Raw genomic sequence first — 19,152 nt, forward strand, 5'->3', positions numbered from 1 at the left:
CCGTTTCTCTAGAGGACGTATTGGCTGATGTCGGTGGACCGGGCCAGGGTGCCAAGGTTGGTTTCGACGAAGGCGGCATCGACAGTGATCTCGTCGCCCGCCCGGTCCGGCGCGGTGAAGGACAGTTCCTCGAACACCCGTTCCATGACGGTATAGAGCCGTCTTGCCCCGATGTTCTCGACCGCATGGTTCACTTCGGCGGCGATCTTGGCCAGCGCGGCGATACCGTCTTCGGTAAAGGCGACCGTGACCTGCTCGGTTCCCATCAGCGCGGTGTATTGCAAGGTCAGCGCGTTGTCCGTTTCAGTCAGGATGCGCACGAAGTCCGCTTCGGTCAGGGCGCGCAGTTCGACCCGGATCGGCAGGCGGCCTTGCAGTTCGGGCAACAGGTCGGACGGTTTGGCGATGTGGAACGCGCCAGAGGCGATGAACAGGATATGGTCGGTTTTCACCGGACCATGCTTGGTGCTGACGGTGGTGCCTTCGATCAGGGGCAACAGGTCGCGCTGCACGCCTTCGCGGCTGACGTCGCCACCACGCGCGTCCGAGCGGGCGCAGACCTTGTCGATCTCGTCGAGAAAGACAATGCCGTTCTGTTCGACCGATTCCAGCGCCGCGCGGGTCACCGTTTCATCGTCCAGCAGCTTGTCGGCCTCTTCCCCGATCAGGGTTTCATAGCTGTCCGCGACGGTCATCTTGCGCCGCACCGTGCGTCCGCCGAATGCCTTGCCGAAGATGTCGCCAAGGTTCATCATCCCCATGCCCGCGCCGGGCTGGCCCGGAATGTCGAGCATCGGCATCGGGTTGCTGGTATCGGCGAGGTCCAGTTCGATGACCGTATCGTCAAGCTCTCCGGCTTTGAGCTTCTTGCGGAACATCTCGCGCGTGCCTTCACGCGCATCCTCGCCGGCAATGGCGCTGATCACCCGCTCTTCGGCGGCGGTGTGGGCCTTGGCCTTGACCTCTTCGCGCATGTAGTCCCGCGTCTGGGCAATGGCGGCGTCCACCAGGTCGCGGATGATCTGTTCGACGTCGCGCCCGACATAGCCGACCTCGGTGAACTTCGTCGCCTCGACCTTGATGAAAGGCGCGCGGGCGAGCTTCGCAAGACGACGGCTGATTTCCGTCTTGCCGACGCCGGTGGGGCCGATCATCAGGATGTTCTTGGGATAGACCTCGTCTCGCAGGTCGTCGGAAAGCTGCTTGCGCCGCCAACGGTTGCGCAGCGCCACGGCGACGGCGCGCTTGGCGTCTTTCTGGCCGATGATGAATCGGTCAAGTTCACTGACGATTTCGCGAGGGGTGAGGTCGGTCATCAAGCGGCTCCTATCATTCGCGGAACACATACGCATCTGGTGCGGAATTCCAAGGGTGAAGGCGGTTCAAATTTCCCGAAGCCGACTGTCCGGGCTTCTGCGACGGGGTTCCTTGCGCCCGTCGTCTAGCCGCCGATCTTTTCCACGGTGAGGTTGCCGTTGGTGAAGACGCAGATGTCCGCCGCGATCGCCATGGCGTCGCGGGCGATCTGTTCGGCATCCCGGTCGCTGTCCATCATGCCGCGCGCTGCCGCCAGCGCATAGTTGCCGCCCGACCCGATCGCGGTCACGTCATGTTCCGGTTCCAGAACGTCCCCGGCCCCGGTGATGACAAAGATATCCTTGCCGTCGCTGACGATCAGCATCGCTTCGAGTTTTTGCAGATACTTGTCCGTTCGCCAGTCCTTGGCCAGTTCGACGCTCGCGCGGGCAAGCTGGCCCGGCGTGGATTCCAGTTTCTTTTCGAGCCGTTCGAGCAGGGTGAACGCGTCCGCCGTGGATCCGGCAAACCCCGCGACGACATCGAAACCTCCCGGCGACAGGCGTCGCACCTTGCGGGCCGATCCCTTGATCACGGTATTGCCGAGAGACACCTGACCGTCGCCCGCGATTACCACCTCGCCGCCTTTCTTGACGCCGATGATGGTCGTGCCGTGCCAGCCGGGAAAGGATTCTTTGGACATTGGGAGTCTCCAGTCGTTGGCCATCTATATGGATCGGCACCGATCGGGCTGCAAGGTGCCGGTCCGGCAACAGAAAGGGCGCCCGAAGACCGGACGCCCTGAAAAGCAGGCGAAAGATCCGGTCAGATCGATTCGTCGATCCAGTTTTGCAGCGCCGCTTTCGGTTTCGCGCCGGCCATGTTCGATACGACCTGGCCATCCTTGAAGATGAACAGGGCCGGGATGCCGCGCACGCCAAGGGCTGCGGCGGCATTCGGGTTGTTGTCCACGTCGACCTTGGCGATCTTGATCTTGTCACCGTATTCGGCGGCCAGTTCTTCCAACGCCGGGCCGATCTGCTTGCAGGGGCCGCACCATTCGGCCCAGAAATCCACCACGACGGGGATATCGGAATTCTTGACTTCGGCCTCAAAAGTGGCGTCCGTGACGGCAACGGTGGACATATTCGGGCTCCTGAATGAAAATGTCTTGGAGTGTTAGACCTAAGTAGACGCGCGGTCCGCGTCAAGACGCGGCGAACGCAGGAGCGCTTCGGTCACAAGATCGTCGGGCATCCGCATCAGCGTCGCGGTCCGGGTCCAGAGCAGGCTGGTGAGGATCCTGCGGTCCGGATAGATCTGCCGCAGGAGTTCGACATAAGCGCCCATCTGGCGCAGCAACCCTTCGGGACAGGTTTCGGGCTGGCCGGGAACGGTCGCGTTGGTCTTGAAGTCGATCGCGTGGATGAAATCGTCGCCGATCACAAGCCGGTCGATCACGCCATGGGTGCGCAGGCCGTGAACATCGCCGGAAACCGCAACTTCGCCCAGCGTTCCGGGCGCGAAAAGCGGACGGAGCGCCGGGTCGGCCAGCACCGCCGAGGCCTCGGCGAAGACATCTTCGCGTTCCGGGTCCGTGCAGTCGGGCAGCAGGAGCGGCAAGGCGGATGGCCAGGTGCGCGGCGCCAAGTCCGGCAGACGCTCCAGCAAGGTGTGAATCCGCGTGCCGCGCTGTTTCGCGGCCTCTTCGTCCAGCCCCGCGTCGCCAGGCAGCGCCTTTTCCCCTCCGAGATCGGACGGGCTCAGGGTGGCGGGAACAGGATCGGGCGGACGCGCCGGTGTCTTCAGGAACCCCGGCGCGGGCACCACGTGCCGCGTTGTTCTTGGCGGCGCTATCGGTTCGAGCGCGCCCCAGTCCGCGTGGGACAGGCGCAGTCCGGGGCCGAACGGGAACACGAACGGGTCCGCTCCGGCAGCGTTCAACCCGGACTCGATGATCTGATACCAGGTGTCCCCGTTCTTGTCCAAGTCGCCCGCCGCCGCGACGATCAGCCATTTCTCGGCGCGGGTCATCGCCACATAAAGCAGCCGCAGCCGTTCGTTCATCTGCCGGTCGCGCGTCTGGTCGCGGGCGTCCTGCAACGTGTCGGGCATTTCGGCGGCATTCATCCGCCAGAGCGGTCTGCCCCGGACGGTGACGATCTCGCTCCCCTGCGGCCCCCGACGGGCGGCGGTATCCGGCAGGATGACGATCGGCGATTCAAGCCCCTTGGCGCCGTGCACTGTCATCACCCTGACCATGTTTCCGACGCTGCCCATCTCGCGCTTTATTTCAAGATCGTCGGTTTCCATCCAGACCAGGAATCCGGTCAGGCTGGGAACGTCCGATTTCTCGTAGGCGAGAGCCTGTGACAGCAAGGCGTTGATTCCGTCCTCAGCCTCGGTTCCCAGCCGCCCCAGAAGTTTCCTGCGTCCGTCGTGCCGCGTCAGAATCCGTTCGATCAGATCGTAAGGGCGCATGAAATCGGTCCGGGACCGCAGGTCGTTCAGGATCGCCATGGTTCCTGGGTAATCCTGGTGCCGTTGCCGCAAGGCGGTCCATAGAAACGGCGTGTCGCGCCGGTGGGCGAGATCGAAAAGATCCTGTTCGCTCCAGCCGAACAGGGGCGACCGGAGCGCGGTCGCCAGCGACACGCTGTCTTCAGGCGTGGCAAGAAAGCCGAGCAGGGCGGCAAGGTCCTTGACCGCCAGTTCAGCGCCGACCTTGAGCCGGTCCGCCCCGGCGATTTCGAGCCTTTCCGCCTTGCAGGCCCGGATAATTTCAGCGAACAGATCCGACCGGCGCTGCACGAGGATCAGGAAATCACCGGCCTGAACCGGGCGTTTGCAAAGCGCGCCGGGCGTGTCGCCGTCAACCGGAATGGTTTCGCCGGTTTCGATCATCGTCCGGATGGTCCTGGCGATCCGTTCCGCCAGGATCAGGTTGTGGTTCTTTGGGCTGGGGCGATCGACCGGGTCGGTCCAGACGCGGTCATCCACATCGGCGGATTTTTCCACCACCGGCCACAGGTCCACCCGTCCGGGCAGGTTCGACTTGAACGCGTGATGCACGGAACCCACCGGAAACCCGGCTTCGGCGCGTCCCGTGAAGACCAGGTCAACCAGGTTCAGAATGGCCTTGGAGGAACGGAAGGAATATTCCAGCGTCCGGTTCTGCAGGCCTGTTCCGCTATGCCGCAACCGTTCGTCGAATTCGATCTGCATGCGGTCGAATTCATCCGGATCGGCACCCTGAAACGAATAGATCGACTGTTTCTTGTCTCCGACAACGAAGATGGTTCTTTGGACATCCGCGCGGGCGCCCATGCCGCTGGAGAATTCCTGCGCCAGCTTTTCCACCACGTCCCACTGGGCCGGGCTGGTATCCTGGGCCTCATCCACGAGAATATGATCAATCCCGCCATCCAGTCGATACAGCACCCATTGGGCGACCGACGGATCGTTGAGCAGGCGCCGCGCCTTCTGGATAAGATCGTCGAAATCGAGCCATCCGCGGATCTGTTTTCGCCGCGCATATTCCTTCAGGAACGCTGCGGCAAAGCGGTGCAGCACGAAGGATTTCCGCGCCGCCGCCAGCCCGATACGCAGGGCGCGCGCGGCTTCCACCCGCTGCATGAACGGATCGAGTTCCGACATCAGCATCGCGTGCGCGGCCTGAACGGGCTTGGTCGGAAAGGTGCCGACCTTGGCGGAAAAAGGGGTTTTCGCGCCGGCCCCGGTCAGGAACACGCTTTCCAGAACCGGCAGGTCGGCCAGTGTCGGCGTTGCAATGCCGGTCAGCTTGTCGAGGGCATTCTGGTCGAGCTTCGAGCCGGTTTGCAGCGCTTCCCGCAGATCCGCCAGGAGGCTTGCTTCGGACCCGAGAAACACGCGCCGCGCCAATTCGTCCTCGTCCAGGTCTGGCGGCAGGTCCAACAGGTTCTCAAGCGCCTGCCAGTCCATGGGGTCCTGAAAGGCTTCGTTGTGCTGAACGATGTTCCTGGTGAGGGTTTCAAACCCGGTATCGGTGACATGAACGGCCAGATCGTCGATCAGCGGCGCATTCGGCCCGCCGGCGAAATCCTCGACGATCTCCGCCTGCAAGAGGTCGGCGGCGCGGGTGCTCATTTCCGTGAACTGCGGGCTGACGCCAGCTTCAAGCGGGAACCGCCGCAAGAGCGATGCGCAGAAGGAATGGATGGTCTGGATCTTCAGGCCGCCCGGAGCCTCGATCGCGCGCGCGAACAGCGTTCTCGCGTGGGAAAGCCGTTCTGGCGGAATGGGATGGTCCGCTCCGAGGTCCGCAAGCGTGCGTTCCAGCGTATCGTTATCCAGCATGGACCATGCGCCGAGGCGTTTGAACAACCGGTTCTGCATCTCGCTGGCCGCGGCCTTGGTGTAGGTCAGGCACAGAATCTGTTCGGGCCGGACTCCGTTCAGCAGCAACCGGGCGACCCGGTCGGTCAGCACATGGGTTTTGCCGGATCCGGCATTCGCTGCCAGCCATGTAGAGGCATCCGGGCGGGCAGCGATGACCTGCGCCTCTGTCGCGTCGTTCCGAACAGTCATTCCAGATCCTCCGGAACCGGTTCGGCGCTGTTGTCCCATTCGCCGAACCGCGCCAGGTGATCGTAATCGCCATTGTCGGAATCCCTCTGCAACATGCGGCGCGCGGTAAATCCCTGATCCGGTTCAAGATAGGCGCCGATCAGAGAGATCAGATCGGCCAGCACCTTGGCAGCGGGTTCGCCTTGCAACGGTGCGGGAACTTCCTTGACGGACCCGCCGACGCCAAGGAAAACCGCCTCGGCGACCGGGGCCGGATCGAGATCCATGAAACCGCCCTGCTCCGCGATGGCGGCTTCGATCAGCAGCTGCTTGTCGAACCTGGCCTGCTCCGGTGCCGATGGCGGGTTTCCGGTCTTGTAGTCATAGATACGCAGCGCGCCCGACCTGTCCTGATCGATACGATCCGCGCGCCCGGTCAGCGTGAAATCCAGCGGCAGCAGCCTTGCGTTCATCCCGGCTTCGAACGCGATCGGAACCGCCGTGGCACGTCGCCGGATCTCGCCTGCCAGAAACGCATCCGCAATGCGGTCAAGACGCGCGAGCCACAGCCGGCGCGCGGCCGGCCAGGGGACAACCCGTTCCAGAACGTCGCGGGCCATGTCCATGAAGGCCTCACGGTTCAGCTGTTCCGGGTGGATCAGGCTGTTTCGGATGAAGTCTTCGAACAGTTCATGCACGGCATTGCCGCGGACCAGCGCGTCCGGCACCTTGACCAGCGGATTGAGCGGGTGCAGCCGCAGGACATGTTTCGCGTAGATGGCGTAGGGGTCGCGGATTAGCCTCTTGATCTCCGTCACCGACAGCCGCCTCGGGCGCGCGGCGACCGGAGGACGGGGCGATGGGCGAAGCGCGGGCGCGATTCTGGGGGCGGCGTCGAGTTCGGCGGCCCAATCGAGCCAGGTCTGGCCGCGCGCCTGCATATCCTGAACGGCCTTGGGGCCGTTCTGATCCGGCAATCCCTGAAGCAGGTTCAGGACCCGATTGAGCCAGCGCGCCGGAACCGTTTCCGCGTCTTCCGAGCGCCTGGACCGAGTCAGCCAGACCTCGGGCGCGCTGGCGGCCTGCTGGAAATCATGCGCCGACAGACCGACGCGCCGTTCCGGCAGCAGCAATCCCGCCCGCGCCCGCATGGTCCGGTTGAGCCAGGGATCGGGCGCGGTCGATTCCGGCCAGCTTCCTTCGTTCAACCCGCCGAGGATAACAAGGTCGGCCCCCTGGACCCGCGCCTCCAGCGTGCCCCAGATCATGATCCGGTCATGCGGCGCGTCCCTGTCGCGAACCTCTTCTCCGGACAGCAGTGATCCCAGCAGATCGGAGAATTCGCGCGGCGTCATTGCTCCGCCATGGGCGGCTTCGGATTCGAGGTCGGACAGGACCGCCAGGGCCTTCTGTCCGGCGTTCCTGTCCCAGAGCGTTCCGCAGCCGGTTCCGCCTGCCCCTGCCGCCAGTGCCTCGGCCGTTGACCGGAGCCGCCTTGTCCAGTCGGACAGGTCGAGCGTCGTCGCACCGTCCTGAGCGCAGAGCACTCTGCCAAGCCAATCCACCCAATCCTGTGGCGGGGCGTCCTTCAGCTGAAGCCGGATGTCTTTCAGGGCCGCTGCAGTTGGAAACGGCGGTCCATGGCGGCGCAGATGCAGTTCCAGGTCCCGCGTGTGCCTGAGATGATTGCCCCGTTCCGGACCGTCATGGCACAGAGGGTGCTTGAGCAGGGCAAGCAGCATTTCCACCGTCAGGGGTTTGGTGAACAGTTCCGCGACATGGCGCAGGAAACGGCCCGGCGGGGACAGTTGCAACGGCAGTCCGGCGCTGTCGTCGGGCAGGATATCCCACCGATCCAGCGCCGCGCTGACCCTGCGCGTCAGCATCCGGTCCGGGGTGATGAGCGCAGCGATCTGTCCGGTTTCGGCGGCCTGGCGCAGCCGCAGTGCAATCGCCAGCGCCTCGGTTCGGGGATCGGGTGCCTGGAGGATCGTGACATCGGAGGTCGCTATGTCGATATCGCGCAACAGCGGGCCTTCCGTCAGCCAGGCATCGGTGACAGGGGCCGGACGAAGCGCCAGGGATATCAGCCTGTTGCGACCGGGGGATGGCGGCGTCGCCCCGGTCCATGGCGCGATGTCGCCGGGTTCGATGCCAAGGATCTGCGTCAGTTTCTTAAAACGGAACTGCGGGTGGTCTTCGCAGTGAAGCGCGTTGTCCATCCCGTCCCAGACCGGTAGGGGCTGGTCGAAATCGAAGCCCGGCAAGACGATGGCGCCCTGCGGCAGGCGTGACACCGCCGCCATCAGCATCGCCGTGGTTCCCCGCGAGCCGGTCGAACCCGCAAGGATCAGCGGCGTTTTGGGAGGCGCCGTTTTCCAGGACCCGATCAGGGACCTGACCAGCAGTCTCTGCCTGGCCTGCCCGTCCAGTTCCATGTCGCCCTGTGCTGTGACGTAGTCATCGACGATGCCCAGGAACTGCTTCGTTCTTGCCCAGTGTCCTGACATGTCGCTGACATCGAGTGTCTGGATCACATCAGGGGAAATGCCTTCGCCCTGCATTTCGTCGAGAAGCTCCGCGAGACTGTCCGCAAGGCCAAAGATCGATTCCCGTGCGGCCAGGTCCGGTTCCCGGTCCAGCATTCGCCCGACCAGCTGCGCCAGTTCCAGCCTGCGGCGCAGCGGTGGGACCGGCGGCGGAAGCGGAGCTTGGCCGGGGGGCGTTTGGAGGCTGGTCAGCAAGCTGATGCGCGGCAGCAGCCTCGGCGGGCCCGCATCGAAGATTTCGCGGATGCGACGCGCCATGCGCCGGGTATTGACGACAAGGTTCACGCGCGCCAGGTCTTCGGGACGGGACGCATCGCTGCGTTCGGCCAACCCGTCGATCAGCGCCTTGGGAAAATCCACCCCCGGCGGCAGACCGAAGACGCGCGGCTTGTCGCCTGGTTCAAACATTCGCATCCTTCAGCAGGTCTTCCGCCAGTTCGAGCCCGGCGGGATGGCCGACGTCGCACCAGCGTCCGGGATAGGACAATGTGCGCAGCCTGCCCTTTTCCATCATCGCATCCCAGAACAGGTTCAGGGAAAAAGCCTTTTGAGGGATGGAGGCAAGCCCGTCGGTCTTGAGGATCTGCGCACCGCCATAGACAAGCCCCGCGCCACGGTGGATTCGTCCGCCTTGATCGCATGTGAAATCGCCAACCCCATCGTATCCGAAGGCCGAAGCGACCGGGACGCACATCAACAGAGCGTCCATTTCGTCGGGACGCCAGGCATCGCGCAGCAGGCGCAATGGATTCGGCCCGATCCAGATTGCGTCGGTGTTCATCGCAAAGACCGGCCCGGAACCAAGCAGCGGCAGGGCCGCCTTGAGTCCCCCTCCGGTTTCCAGGATTTCCGGCTGTTCCGAAGAGATTGCGACGCCGAGCGGCTGCAGGTGGCGTTGCATCTGGTCCGGTTTGTAATGCGTGTTCGCAACGATCCTGTCGGGCGCGATTTCCCTGGCCAAGGTTAGCGTATGGTCGATCAGGGCGCGACCCGCGACCGGGATCAGCGGTTTTGGCCGATCCTTGGTCAGGGCGCCCATACGGGTGCCGAATCCGGCGGCAAAGAGCATCACGGCCTTGGGCAGTCCAGTCATGGCATCCGCAATTTCTGAAGGTTTTCCGCTGTCGGCTGCGGCAGGGCGTCGTTCAGAATGAGGGCAACAGAGGCCAGGGCGGGATGTTGCAGCCCGCTTAGCAAATACCGCCAGACCCGTGGAATGAGGTCAACGTAGTGCGGTTTTCCGTAGTCTTTGCCAAGCCGGGCGAAGACCCCGAGAATGCGCAGGTTTCTCTGCACGCCGAGGCAGGTATAGGCGATATCGAATGCCGCGCGGTCGATGCCGGAGCCTTCGATGTAGCGGTCTTTCATCCCGGACTGAATGGCGTCCGGCACGTCGCGTCGGGCGTCCTGCAACAACGACACCAGATCATAGGCCGGATGGCCCGACATCGCGTCCTGAAAATCGAGAAGACCGACACGGGCAACGCCTTGCCGATCCGGCAGCCACAACAGGTTTTCCGCGTGATAGTCCCGCTGAATCAGGACCGGATCGGCCGGTTCGATGCGCGACAGGATGCCCGGAAACTTTTCCCGAAACAGGTCTTCGCCCGTGTTGTCGCCGACAATTCCCTGCCGGTATTTCGAAAAGGCCAGCGCCGCCATGTCGGTCATCCGTGCCGCGTCATAGGGATCGAGATCCGGCATCGGCGCCTTGTGCAACTTTAGCAGAACGTCCGTGGCGGCCTCGTAGAGAACAGGCTCCAGATCGGGGCGTTCGGGAATGACGCGGGCGAACAGGGCGTCGCCCAGATCCTCGATCAGAAGGAAACCGTGCACCGGATCCTCGGCCAGGATCCGGGGGGCGCTGAGACCGATCTTTTTGAGGTGCCTCGCGATCCGCAGGAACGGGCGCACGTCCTCGCCGCGTTCGGGCGGGGCATCCATCAGGACCGCGGTTTGTCCGGTGCCCGGTCTTGTCAGGCGTTCATAGCGCCGGTTGGACGCGTCCCCGGCGAGCGGCGCGCGATCGGTCGTCGCCCAGTCCGTGCCGGACAGGAAGGTTTCTGCAAGCGCATTTCTGTCAGGCACTGGTCAGGCACTCCGTTTTCAGGTCCCATTTCGGATCGTGCCAGACGAAATGCAGGCAGCGCAGGGTCTCCTGATCCGGGTCGGTTTCGATCCTGAGGTCAAGCGCGTTCTCCGGCGCGAGCGGGCCGAGATTTTCCGGCCATTCGACCAGGCAGATCGCCGTATCGAAAGCGTCCGTCAGGCCAAGTTCCTCGATTTCGTCCGGATCCGTCAGGCGATAGAGATCGGCATGCCAGATTTCCCCGTCCGGGATGTCGTAGGTCTGAACCAGGGTAAATGTGGGCGAAGGAACGTCTTCGGGCGTTTCCAGCCGCGACTGGATCAGGTGGCGTGCGAAATGGGTCTTTCCCGCGCCGATATCGCCGGTCAGCAGAATGCAGTCGCCGGCGGCCATACGTGCGCCGATGGCCCTGGCCAGTTGGGCGGTTTCATCCGGAGACCGGACGGCCATGGATTTGTGCCTGATCGTCATTGCGCCACAATGCAGGCGCGTGAATCCGGTCGCAAGCGGGAACGTCAGTCGGCGTTCAGTTCCAGCGCGGGTTCCCGGATCGGGGCCGGCGCCGCGGCCGACCGGCTGAAGTTGATCAGCGTGGACCCGCTGTGAATCGGATGGATGCTGCAAATCAGGACTTCACCCGATGTCAGGGCGATCTTGGCCCACCATTCCGCCCGGTTTTCCTGGATCAGGACAAAATCCCGGATGTCTCCCCAGACCGGTGTCGCCATGCATTTTTCCTGCCATACCCGGATCGCATCCAGAACGCCGGTCTGCGCAAAGCTCTTTTCCGGGTCCACGTTCCAGAGCTTCTGATAGGCCTTGTTGGAAAACGTCAGGTTGCCCTCCATCGAGAACACAGCGATGGCGTCGTCGATCTTGTCGAGGATCGCCTGGCCGAGTTCCAGGTCGGAACGGAACCGCCGGGTCAGGGTGATTTCCGCGGTTATGTCTTCGATCAGGAACGCGACGGCACCGTCCGGATGCGGGCGGCCGCTGACGGAATAAACGGAACCGGACGGCAGCGACCAGGTTTCCTGGTAGCGCCCGCTCGCTGCCGCTTCAACCAGATCCGCCATCTGGTCCCGCCAGCTGCCGTAGTTCTTGGGTTCCGGCATCATCTTCTGGTCGCGCAAACGGTCGAAAAACGACAGCAGCGTCGGCCGCGCGCTCAGAAAATCGGCGGGCAAGGCTGTCAGGTCGATCAGGGCGGGATTGAACAGGACCAACTGCCGGTTCCTGTCGAAGATCGCCAGGCCCGTCGACAGTTGCGCGAAGGTCTTTGCCAGAGTCTGCACGAAACTGCGCTGCGCCGCTTCCGCCTCGACCACCGCGTTGACATTGACCGCGTAGCACAGCGTTCCGGCGTCTGTTTGCACGACCGACACGTCGAACCAGAGCTTCTGGCCCGTTTCGGGCACCGTCAGGCTGCGGCGCGCCCTTTTGGTCGGGATCGGAGGCTCGTTCTGGCTGGCGAACAATCCGGTATCGGGTCCCGGTTTCTGTCCCTGCACGGTCATGCAAAGCGTTTCATAGGCGGTGTTGAACCACGAAACCGACCCGTCGTCATCGACCCGCCAAACTGGATAGTAGGCGTTGTTGATCGCGACGCGCAGTGTTCGCAGTTCCTCGGAATCCGATCTGGGGGCCCTGCCGATCCCTTTCGATTTCCGGACGGGCTGGTTGCGCATCTGGACGCGGGTAATCCCGTCGATCCATTCGCAAACGACTTCCTTGGCGTCGCGCAACCCGGAACCGGGAGCTATGATCTGGCCGCTTGCCTTCACCAGCGAGGGGCTGGTCGGAAAGCCGGGAAATCCTGGCACGAGCTTGTCCCGCAGATCGGACCAGTCGTCCGATCCCTGCGGCTGGCCGAAAATTTCCGATGCCTCGCGTGTTGCATCCAGAAGTTCCGAACCGTCGAAGATCCACACCGCATCGACACTGGATGACGGTCCAAGGGACGCGTTGGTTCCGCGTCGGGACAACAGGGTGACGGCCAGAAACGCCGTCGCCGCGCAGATCGCCGCGAGGGCGACCCATTCCATGATCATGAAATCCTGCATTCCGCAGCTTTGCCTTTGCTGGTTCCGGTCCAGTCTGCGATGAAAATGGTTAACGCGGGCTTAACCCGATGGAATCGCGGCGTCAGATTTCGATCGGCTTGTTCCGGCCGATTGGAACGGCGTTCTCGCCGAACTGCACATCGATCTTGCTGCGTGGCCAGACGACTTCGACAATGGCGCCCCGGCGTTCCTTCCTGAGCGGTTCGGGCTGATAAGGGTCCGATCCGTTGGCAAAGCTCAGTTCGGCGCCGGACCGTTCCAGAAGCGTCTTGGCGATGAACAGACCGAGGCCCATGCCCTCGTATTCCGGCCGCGTCTTGCGGTCGGTGTCCGTTCGGCGCCGGCGCACGAACGGGTCGCCTATCCGTCCGATCATCTGCGGGGGATAGCCGCGACCGTCATCCAGGATCCGGACGGAAATCACGTCTTCGGTCCAGGTCGCTTCGATCCAGACGTTCGCGCGGGCGAAATCGACGCCGTTCTGGATGAGATTGCGCAGCCCGTGGATCATTTCCGGTTTGCGCAGAACCGATGGCTGCTGGTAGCCGCCGCCGAGGCCGGGGCCCTCTTCGAAATGGACGTGCTTTCCGCGATGCATATGCGGTTCCGCGGCTTCGTTGATGACCGCGCTCAACGGAGCCTGGCGGAGGTGCAGGTCGTCCTTTCCCGCCCGGCCCATGTCGCGCAGGATGTCGCGGCACCGGTCCGCCTGCTCGCGGATCAGTTCCGCGTCTTCGCGCAGGTCCGGGTGGTCTTCGAGTTCTTCGATCAGTTCCGCGCTGGCCAGTTTGATGGTGGCCAGCGGCGTGCCCAGTTCGTGAGCGGCGGCGGCGACCACGCCGCCCAGATCGGTCAGTTTCTGTTCGCGCGACAACGCCATCCGCGTCGCCGCCAGAGCGTCGTTCATCGAGCGGATTTCGGAACTGATCCTGCGCGAATAGGCACCCATGAAGATGATGGCGATAATGATCGCGGCCCAGTTCCCGAACACGAACACGTCCGGAATACGCAGGATGAATCCCTGTTCCGTGCGCAGCGGCAGGTGGAACTGCGCCATGAGAGTGACGAGGATGATCGCCGTGCTGCCGATGAGAACGGTTGAGCGCAGCCCCATCACGCTGGCGGATATCGTGACCGGACCGACCAGCAGCAGCGCGAACGGGTTGTGCAGACCGCCGGTCAGGTAGAGAAGGAACGCCAGTTGCAGCAGGTCAAACAGCACCATCAGGAAGTTCTCCGTTTCCGTCAGGCGCTTGTTTTCCGGAAAGACGAAAATGGCGATCAGGTTGCCGATGACCGAAACCCCGATCGCCAGGTAGCAAAGACCGAGTTCCAGTTGCAGGTGATACATACGTTGCGCGACGGTGATCGCGATCAGCTGACCGGCTATGGCGACCCAGCGCAGCAGGATCAGGGTGCGCAGGCGAATCCAGTTGCTGCGCGATTGACCGTGCATAAGGCCCATGTCAAATTCGGTCATAAGTGCCCCATGTCGGTTGCAACGACTGACTAAGTTGATAGGTGTCCGGTCGCAAACGTCAACCGCCCAACGCATCCGGAGCGACCGCCCCATGGCCCGAACCTATTCCATTCTTGCCGCCGCAATTCTCGCCACCATGGTCGGCGGGATCTGGCTTGCCACTGTGATGAACGCGCCGGACGATCAGTTCGCGCAATGCCGCAGCGGACAGGTGGCTGGAGGCACAAGCCAGATCGGCGGCCCGTTCGAACTGGTGAACGCACAGGGCGAGACCGTCACCGACGGGGACGTGCTGACCGGACCGTCGCTGATCTACTTCGGGTATACGTTCTGCCCGGATGTCTGCCCCCTGGACACTGCCCGAAATGCAGAGGCGATCGACCTTCTGGAAGCGCGCGGCCAGATGGTGACGCCGGTTTTCATTTCCATCGATCCGGAGCGCGACACGCCCGAGGTGGTCGGAGAGTTCGCCGCCAATCTGCATGAACGGATGATCGGTCTCACCGGCTCACCCGAACAGGTCAAGGCCGCGAGCCAGGCCTACAAGACCTACTACAAAGCACAGCCTGCCGATGACGCATACTATCTCGTCGATCATTCGACTTTCAGCTATCTGGTCCTGCCGGAACACGGGTTCGTAGAGTTCTTCCGGCGCGATATTTCGCCGAAAGACATGGCGGACACGATCGCCTGTTTCCTCGACAACGCGTGATCTCAATCCGTGTTTGACCTTTGTCACGGCCTTGTTAATAGTTGACCGAATACCGGAAATACACGTCGTGGAGGACCCGTATGGCCGAACCAGCTCTGCATGAGATCGGGCCGGACCGATCGTTGCTCTTGGTGGACGATGACGAACCGTTTCTGAGAAGATTGGCCAAAGCGATGGAAAAGCGGGGCTTTGAAATCGAAACCGCGTCGTCGGTCGCGGCGGGTCGCGCGATCGCCACCGCAAGACCGCCGGCCTATGCCGTGGTGGACCTGCGGCTCGAGGACGGCAACGGGCTGGACGTGGTCGAGGTCCTGCGCGAGAAACGCCCCGACAGCCGCGTTGTGGTCCTGACGGGCTACGGCGCAATCGCCACCGCTGTGGCGGCGGTCAAGATCGGAGCGACGGATTACCTGTCCAAACCCGCGGATGCGACGGATATAACGAACGCCCTGCTCGCCACCGGAGACGAATTGCCCCCGCCGCCGGAAAACCCGATGAGTGCTGATCGTGTGCGCTGGGAGCACATCCAAAGGGTCTATGAACTCTGCGACCGCAACGTGAGCGAAACCGCGCGCCGGCTGAACATGCATCGCCGGACTCTTCAGCGCATCCTGGCGAAACGAAGCCCGCGCTGACCGCTTCGCATCGGTCAGGCGGTCTGTAGCATCAGTTCCGCATGACGTTCCGAGTAGGCGCGCCGCACCTCCACCGGCGGACGCAGCCGGATGTCCAGATCGGCGATAAGCGCCTGGTCGGGCTTGCCAAAGAACCGGTCTGCCTCGGCTTCCGAAAACCCGGCGATCCGGACCGCCTCCATCCAGGCGCTCATGCGGTCGGCCTTCTTGATCTGACGCTTCACCGCCACAGGCAGAGAGGCAGGCAGGCCAAACCGGATATGGATTGCGGCCGCCAGACGGGCGTCCAGGTCGCCGTATCCCGGTCCGACCGCCGCCTTGACCGGCGAAATCATGTCGCCGATCACATATTCCGGGGCGTCGTGAAGCAATGCGGCCAGGCGCCATTTCGGCGTCGATCTGGGCGCAAGTCGCCGGAACAGAATTTCGACCAGCAAGGAATGCTCCGCCACCGAATAGGCGAAATCGCCGACCGTCTGGCCATTCCAGCGTGCGACGAAGGCGAGCCCATGCGCGATATCCTCGATTTCGATGTCCACAGGCGTCGGATCCAACAGGTCGAGCCTGCGTCCCGACAGCATCCGTTGCCATGCGCGCGGTTGTTGTGCCATGCAGTTTTCCTTGTCCCCTGATCGTGCCCGCGTTCTTCCCACGAAGCCCGGCGCCGCAAAACCGTTTTCTTGGCCGCGCCGTCATTGCAGATGTGGCTCCGCAAGACGTTGAGAAAGCCGGACGAACCTGCTAGGGGCGTCCAAAGTTTCAAAGAGGGTGCCCACATGGCTCAGGATTATATCGTCAAAGACATTGGCCTTGCGGACTATGGCCGCAAGGAACTCGATATCGCGGAAACCGAAATGCCGGGGCTGATGGCCCTGCGCGCCGAATACGGCGACAGCAAGCCGCTGAAGGGCGCGCGCATTGCCGGCAGTCTGCACATGACGATCCAGACTGCGGTTCTGATCGAAACGCTGGTGCATCTGGGTGCGGATGTGCGCTGGGCCTCGTGCAACATCTTTTCGACCCAGGACCATGCCGCAGCCGCGATTGCCGCCGGCGGGACGCCCGTCTTCGCGATCAAGGGCGAAACGCTGGAAGAATACTGGGATTACGCCGACCGGATCTTCGATTTCGAAGAAGGCGGCGCGAACATGATCCTGGACGATGGCGGCGATGCGACGCTCTACGTCCTGATGGGCGCGCGGGTGGAAGAGGGTGAAACCGACCTGATTGCCGTGCCCACCAGCGAAGAAGAGGAATTCCTCTTCGCGCAGATCAGGAAGCGCATGGCCAAGAGTCCCGGTTGGTTCGTGAAGCAGCGCCACATGATCAAGGGCGTGACCGAAGAAACCACGACCGGGGTGCATCGCCTGTACCAGATGATGGAAAAGGGCCACCTGCCGTTCCCGGCGATCAACGTGAACGACAGCGTGACCAAGTCGAAATTCGACAACAAGTATGGCTGCAAGGAAAGCCTGGTCGATGGCATCCGGCGCGCCACCGACACGATGATGGCGGGCAAGGTGGCCGTGGTTTGCGGTTATGGCGACGTGGGCAAAGGCTCAGCCGCATCGCTGAAGGGCGCGGGCGCGCGGGTGAAAGTCACCGAGATCGATCCGATCTGCGCGCTTCAGGCCGCGATGGACGGATTCGAAGTCACCACGCTCGAAGACTGCCTGACCACGGCGGATATCTTCGTCACCACCACCGGCAACAAGGACGTGATCCGGATCGAGCATATGCGCGAGATGAAGGACATGGCCATCGTCGGCAACATCGGCCATTTCGACAACGAGATCCAGGTCGCGGCGCTGAAGAATCACAAGTGGACCAACATCAAGGACCAGGTGGACATGATCGAGATGCCTTCGGGCAACCGCATCATCCTGCTGTCCGAAGGCCGTTTGCTGAACCTCGGCAACGCGACGGGCCATCCGTCCTTCGTGATGTCCGCCAGCTTCACTAACCAGGTGCTGGCGCAGATCGAACTCTGGACCAAGGGCAATGAATACAAGAACGAGGTCTATGTGCTGCCCAAGCATCTGGACGAAAAAGTCGCGCGGCTGCATCTCGACCGGATTGGCGTCAAGTTGTCGACGCTCAGCCCCGAACAGGCGGCTTATATCGGAGTGACGCCAGAAGGGCCGTTCAAGCCCGAGCACTACCGGTACTAAGGGTCGCCCTATCGACCGCCTTTGCCATCTTCCGTGATGGCAAAGGCCTCGGGTCAATCAGAACTGAAAGTTGATGCCGGCGAAGACCGACCATTCCGGCATCCCGGTGCCGCGGCTGTCGAGCGTATACTGCGGTTCGATGAAGGTGTTGATCACGGCCCGATCGGTCTTTGTCACCTTGCCGGCGCCGAAACCCAAGGGGATCATGTAGGCGTCGTTTTCAAAGTTGTAGGTCCAGATTGCGGTGGACCTCAGATACCAGCCTTGACCCAGTTGATAAAACAGGAAGGGCTGGAAGGCGCCGGCATTCACGTCGGGTGCGGAATCCGGTCCGGCAAAGCTCGCCTGCCATGTCAGCAAGTATCCCCATTGCACTTTGGGGCTGGTCGCGTTGAACATGACATTCGCCAGCCCCGCCGACCATTTTTCACTGCCGAGATCGGAGTTGGTCGCCGTCGGCGCGGTCAATTGCGGCCCGATGCCGAAGCTGATCGCAGGATTGCCGGTGTCGAACAGATACGCGGCGAAGACGTTGAAATCGCCGATCCCGGTGTCGTGTGACAGCGAAGGGCCGGTCGGAAGCGTGTTGACCGGAAGCGTCGCCCGCATGATCCAGTCGCCGCCGAAGGCCTGAAACGGGACGGCTGCGCGAAAGTAGAACTGGTTGGCGTCGGTATCGAGGCCGGTGAGGTCTCCGACATAGAAGTTCTGGAAGTTCACCGAAGTGGTCTGGGCAAGGGGGTTATTGGCCTGAGCCGCCGAATTGTCCTGGGCGTCGGCGGATGCCGCCGCAAGACAGATGATCATCGACAATGAGGCCCAAATCGAACGGAATCGCGTCATCGAAGATTTGCCTTTCCAAATGTTGGAACGCGCGGTCCTGGTGAAGTTGCCTGTCACGCGATTATTCTGTCAAGACTGCACGCTTGACAGGCATTGGGCAACAGTCTGGTTTCGGTTTCCCGCTGTGCGCGGTCCCGGCTTGATGCGGTGGATCGCCGCCGCGTGCCGATGCTGAGTATGGCGGTTCCAGAGTGACTTCCCGCCGATACGGCCCGGCCGGCGTTTTTTGGTTTGTATTGCCGACGGCCACGGCTAGTCTTCGGACGACGGCCAGTTGGGGCTGCGGCATGAAACGGGAGTAATCATGGGAAAACGTGATGATTTGATCGCTCAGTATGCGGACGATCTGAAAAACAAGTGCAGCATGACACCGGACATGGACCTGCTGACAAAAGTCACGATCGGCTGCGGTCCCGCGATCTATGACGCCGACGCCGCGACGGTTGCGGGCACGGATGCGAGCGAACTGGAAACCGTGAAGAACAACTTTCTGATCAAGAAGCTGGGCCTACCCGATAGCCCCAGCCTGATGGAGGCGATCGACAGCGTGATCGAGACCTATGGCAAGTCCGAGCGCAACAAGTATCGGGCCGTCGTTTATTACATGCTGACCAAGCATTTCAGGAAAGAAGCGGTTTACGGCTGACCGCAAGCAGCGGACGGAATGTGTGGCGCCCGTTCTGTCGAGCGGGCGTCTTGCATTTGACTCATATGCTTTGCGCTTTGCATTTGCGGAATCGCCGCGCGGCAGGCTATCCATGGTGCA

Annotated in this window: 16 protein-coding genes; 4 read left to right on the plus strand and 12 right to left on the minus strand. The window is 62.6% G+C overall.

From position 1 onward, the window contains the following. Positions 1 to 8: 8 nt before the first annotated feature. The 10 genes from hslU to regB form a co-directional block, all read right to left on the minus strand. The gene (hslU, locus tag QO034_RS01585) at positions 9 to 1,316 is read right to left on the minus strand and encodes an ATP-dependent protease ATPase subunit HslU (RefSeq protein ID WP_284483741.1); all 1,308 of its coding nucleotides are present in this window, start codon (positions 1,314 to 1,316) and stop codon (positions 9 to 11) included. A 125-nt stretch (positions 1,317 to 1,441) separates the two neighbouring features. Beyond that, on the minus strand, positions 1,442 to 1,999 hold the full coding sequence (gene hslV, locus QO034_RS01590) for an ATP-dependent protease subunit HslV (protein ID WP_284483742.1): 558 nt from the start codon (positions 1,997 to 1,999) through the stop codon (positions 1,442 to 1,444). A 122-nt stretch (positions 2,000 to 2,121) separates the two neighbouring features. Continuing rightward, a complete protein-coding gene (gene trxA / locus QO034_RS01595) occupies positions 2,122 to 2,442 on the minus strand; it encodes a thioredoxin (protein WP_284483743.1) in 321 nt (106 codons plus the stop codon). A gap of 39 nt (positions 2,443 to 2,481) precedes the next feature. Then, positions 2,482 to 5,865 (minus strand): double-strand break repair helicase AddA, encoded by a 3,384-nt coding sequence (gene addA, locus QO034_RS01600; RefSeq protein ID WP_284483744.1) that lies wholly within the window; start codon positions 5,863 to 5,865, stop codon positions 2,482 to 2,484. After that, complete coding sequence (gene addB / locus QO034_RS01605; RefSeq protein WP_284483745.1) at positions 5,862 to 8,801, minus strand: double-strand break repair protein AddB; 2,940 nt, start codon at positions 8,799 to 8,801, stop codon at positions 5,862 to 5,864. Before addB ends, addA begins: the two co-directional genes overlap by 4 nt. Further along, complete coding sequence (locus QO034_RS01610) at positions 8,794 to 9,486, minus strand: nucleotidyltransferase family protein (RefSeq protein ID WP_284483746.1); 693 nt, start codon at positions 9,484 to 9,486, stop codon at positions 8,794 to 8,796. The genes addB and QO034_RS01610 overlap by 8 nt, the downstream gene beginning before the upstream one ends. Continuing rightward, positions 9,483 to 10,481, minus strand: a complete 999-nt coding sequence (locus tag QO034_RS01615) for an aminoglycoside phosphotransferase family protein (protein WP_284483747.1) — start codon at positions 10,479 to 10,481, stop codon at positions 9,483 to 9,485. The genes QO034_RS01610 and QO034_RS01615 overlap by 4 nt, the downstream gene beginning before the upstream one ends. Further along, the gene (tsaE, locus tag QO034_RS01620) at positions 10,474 to 10,932 is read right to left on the minus strand and encodes a tRNA (adenosine(37)-N6)-threonylcarbamoyltransferase complex ATPase subunit type 1 TsaE (RefSeq protein ID WP_407696706.1); all 459 of its coding nucleotides are present in this window, start codon (positions 10,930 to 10,932) and stop codon (positions 10,474 to 10,476) included. Before tsaE ends, QO034_RS01615 begins: the two co-directional genes overlap by 8 nt. Positions 10,933 to 10,997: 65 nt before the next feature. Then, the gene (locus QO034_RS01625) at positions 10,998 to 12,545 is read right to left on the minus strand and encodes a PAS-domain containing protein (RefSeq protein ID WP_284483749.1); all 1,548 of its coding nucleotides are present in this window, start codon (positions 12,543 to 12,545) and stop codon (positions 10,998 to 11,000) included. Between the two features lie 82 nt (positions 12,546 to 12,627). Then, the gene (gene regB / locus QO034_RS01630; RefSeq protein WP_284483750.1) at positions 12,628 to 14,025 is read right to left on the minus strand and encodes a sensor histidine kinase RegB; all 1,398 of its coding nucleotides are present in this window, start codon (positions 14,023 to 14,025) and stop codon (positions 12,628 to 12,630) included. A 91-nt stretch (positions 14,026 to 14,116) separates the two neighbouring features. On the opposite strand from regB, the gene QO034_RS01635 reads away from it, so the two are divergent. Continuing rightward, positions 14,117 to 14,737, plus strand: a complete 621-nt coding sequence (locus QO034_RS01635; RefSeq protein WP_284483751.1) for an SCO family protein — start codon at positions 14,117 to 14,119, stop codon at positions 14,735 to 14,737. A gap of 80 nt (positions 14,738 to 14,817) precedes the next feature. After that, positions 14,818 to 15,372, plus strand: a complete 555-nt coding sequence (locus tag QO034_RS01640; protein ID WP_284483752.1) for an ActR/PrrA/RegA family redox response regulator transcription factor — start codon at positions 14,818 to 14,820, stop codon at positions 15,370 to 15,372. Positions 15,373 to 15,386: 14 nt separating this feature from the next. Here the strand turns inward: QO034_RS01640 and QO034_RS01645 are convergent, their stop codons facing one another. After that, a complete protein-coding gene (locus QO034_RS01645) occupies positions 15,387 to 15,983 on the minus strand; it encodes an HD family hydrolase (protein ID WP_284483753.1) in 597 nt (198 codons plus the stop codon). Between the two features lie 165 nt (positions 15,984 to 16,148). On the opposite strand from QO034_RS01645, the gene ahcY reads away from it, so the two are divergent. After that, entirely contained in the window at positions 16,149 to 17,543 is a 1,395-nt protein-coding gene (gene ahcY / locus QO034_RS01650; protein WP_284483754.1) for an adenosylhomocysteinase, read from the plus strand. 57 nt (positions 17,544 to 17,600) lie between these two features. Here the strand turns inward: ahcY and QO034_RS01655 are convergent, their stop codons facing one another. Beyond that, positions 17,601 to 18,386, minus strand: coding sequence for a hypothetical protein (locus tag QO034_RS01655; RefSeq protein WP_284483755.1), 786 nt, complete (start codon positions 18,384 to 18,386; stop codon positions 17,601 to 17,603). Between the two features lie 304 nt (positions 18,387 to 18,690). On the opposite strand from QO034_RS01655, the gene QO034_RS01660 reads away from it, so the two are divergent. Beyond that, positions 18,691 to 19,032 carry a DUF2853 family protein gene (locus QO034_RS01660; RefSeq protein WP_284483756.1) on the plus strand — a complete coding sequence of 114 codons (342 nt, stop codon included), beginning with the start codon at positions 18,691 to 18,693 and terminating at the stop codon, positions 19,030 to 19,032. Positions 19,033 to 19,152 lie beyond the last annotated feature (120 nt).

This window comes from Sedimentitalea xiamensis (genome assembly GCF_030164465.1).
GTDB lineage: Bacteria > Pseudomonadota > Alphaproteobacteria > Rhodobacterales > Rhodobacteraceae > Sedimentitalea > Sedimentitalea xiamensis.

Coding starts and splice junctions, on each gene's coding strand:
- tsaE (WP_407696706.1), bottom strand. CDS start 10,932: ATGGCCGTCCGGTCTCCGGATGAAACCGCCCAACTGGCCAGGGCCATC.
- QO034_RS01640 (WP_284483752.1), top strand. CDS start 14,818: ATGGCCGAACCAGCTCTGCATGAGATCGGGCCGGACCGATCGTTGCTC.
- hslU (WP_284483741.1), bottom strand. CDS start 1,316: ATGACCGACCTCACCCCTCGCGAAATCGTCAGTGAACTTGACCGATTC.
- trxA (WP_284483743.1), bottom strand. CDS start 2,442: ATGTCCACCGTTGCCGTCACGGACGCCACTTTTGAGGCCGAAGTCAAG.
- QO034_RS01655 (WP_284483755.1), bottom strand. CDS start 18,386: ATGACGCGATTCCGTTCGATTTGGGCCTCATTGTCGATGATCATCTGT.
- QO034_RS01610 (WP_284483746.1), bottom strand. CDS start 9,486: ATGACTGGACTGCCCAAGGCCGTGATGCTCTTTGCCGCCGGATTCGGC.
- QO034_RS01635 (WP_284483751.1), top strand. CDS start 14,117: ATGGCCCGAACCTATTCCATTCTTGCCGCCGCAATTCTCGCCACCATG.
- hslV (WP_284483742.1), bottom strand. CDS start 1,999: ATGTCCAAAGAATCCTTTCCCGGCTGGCACGGCACGACCATCATCGGC.
- regB (WP_284483750.1), bottom strand. CDS start 14,025: ATGACCGAATTTGACATGGGCCTTATGCACGGTCAATCGCGCAGCAAC.
- addA (WP_284483744.1), bottom strand. CDS start 5,865: ATGACTGTTCGGAACGACGCGACAGAGGCGCAGGTCATCGCTGCCCGC.
- QO034_RS01660 (WP_284483756.1), top strand. CDS start 18,691: ATGGGAAAACGTGATGATTTGATCGCTCAGTATGCGGACGATCTGAAA.
- QO034_RS01645 (WP_284483753.1), bottom strand. CDS start 15,983: ATGGCACAACAACCGCGCGCATGGCAACGGATGCTGTCGGGACGCAGG.
- ahcY (WP_284483754.1), top strand. CDS start 16,149: ATGGCTCAGGATTATATCGTCAAAGACATTGGCCTTGCGGACTATGGC.
- QO034_RS01625 (WP_284483749.1), bottom strand. CDS start 12,545: ATGCAGGATTTCATGATCATGGAATGGGTCGCCCTCGCGGCGATCTGC.
- addB (WP_284483745.1), bottom strand. CDS start 8,801: ATGTTTGAACCAGGCGACAAGCCGCGCGTCTTCGGTCTGCCGCCGGGG.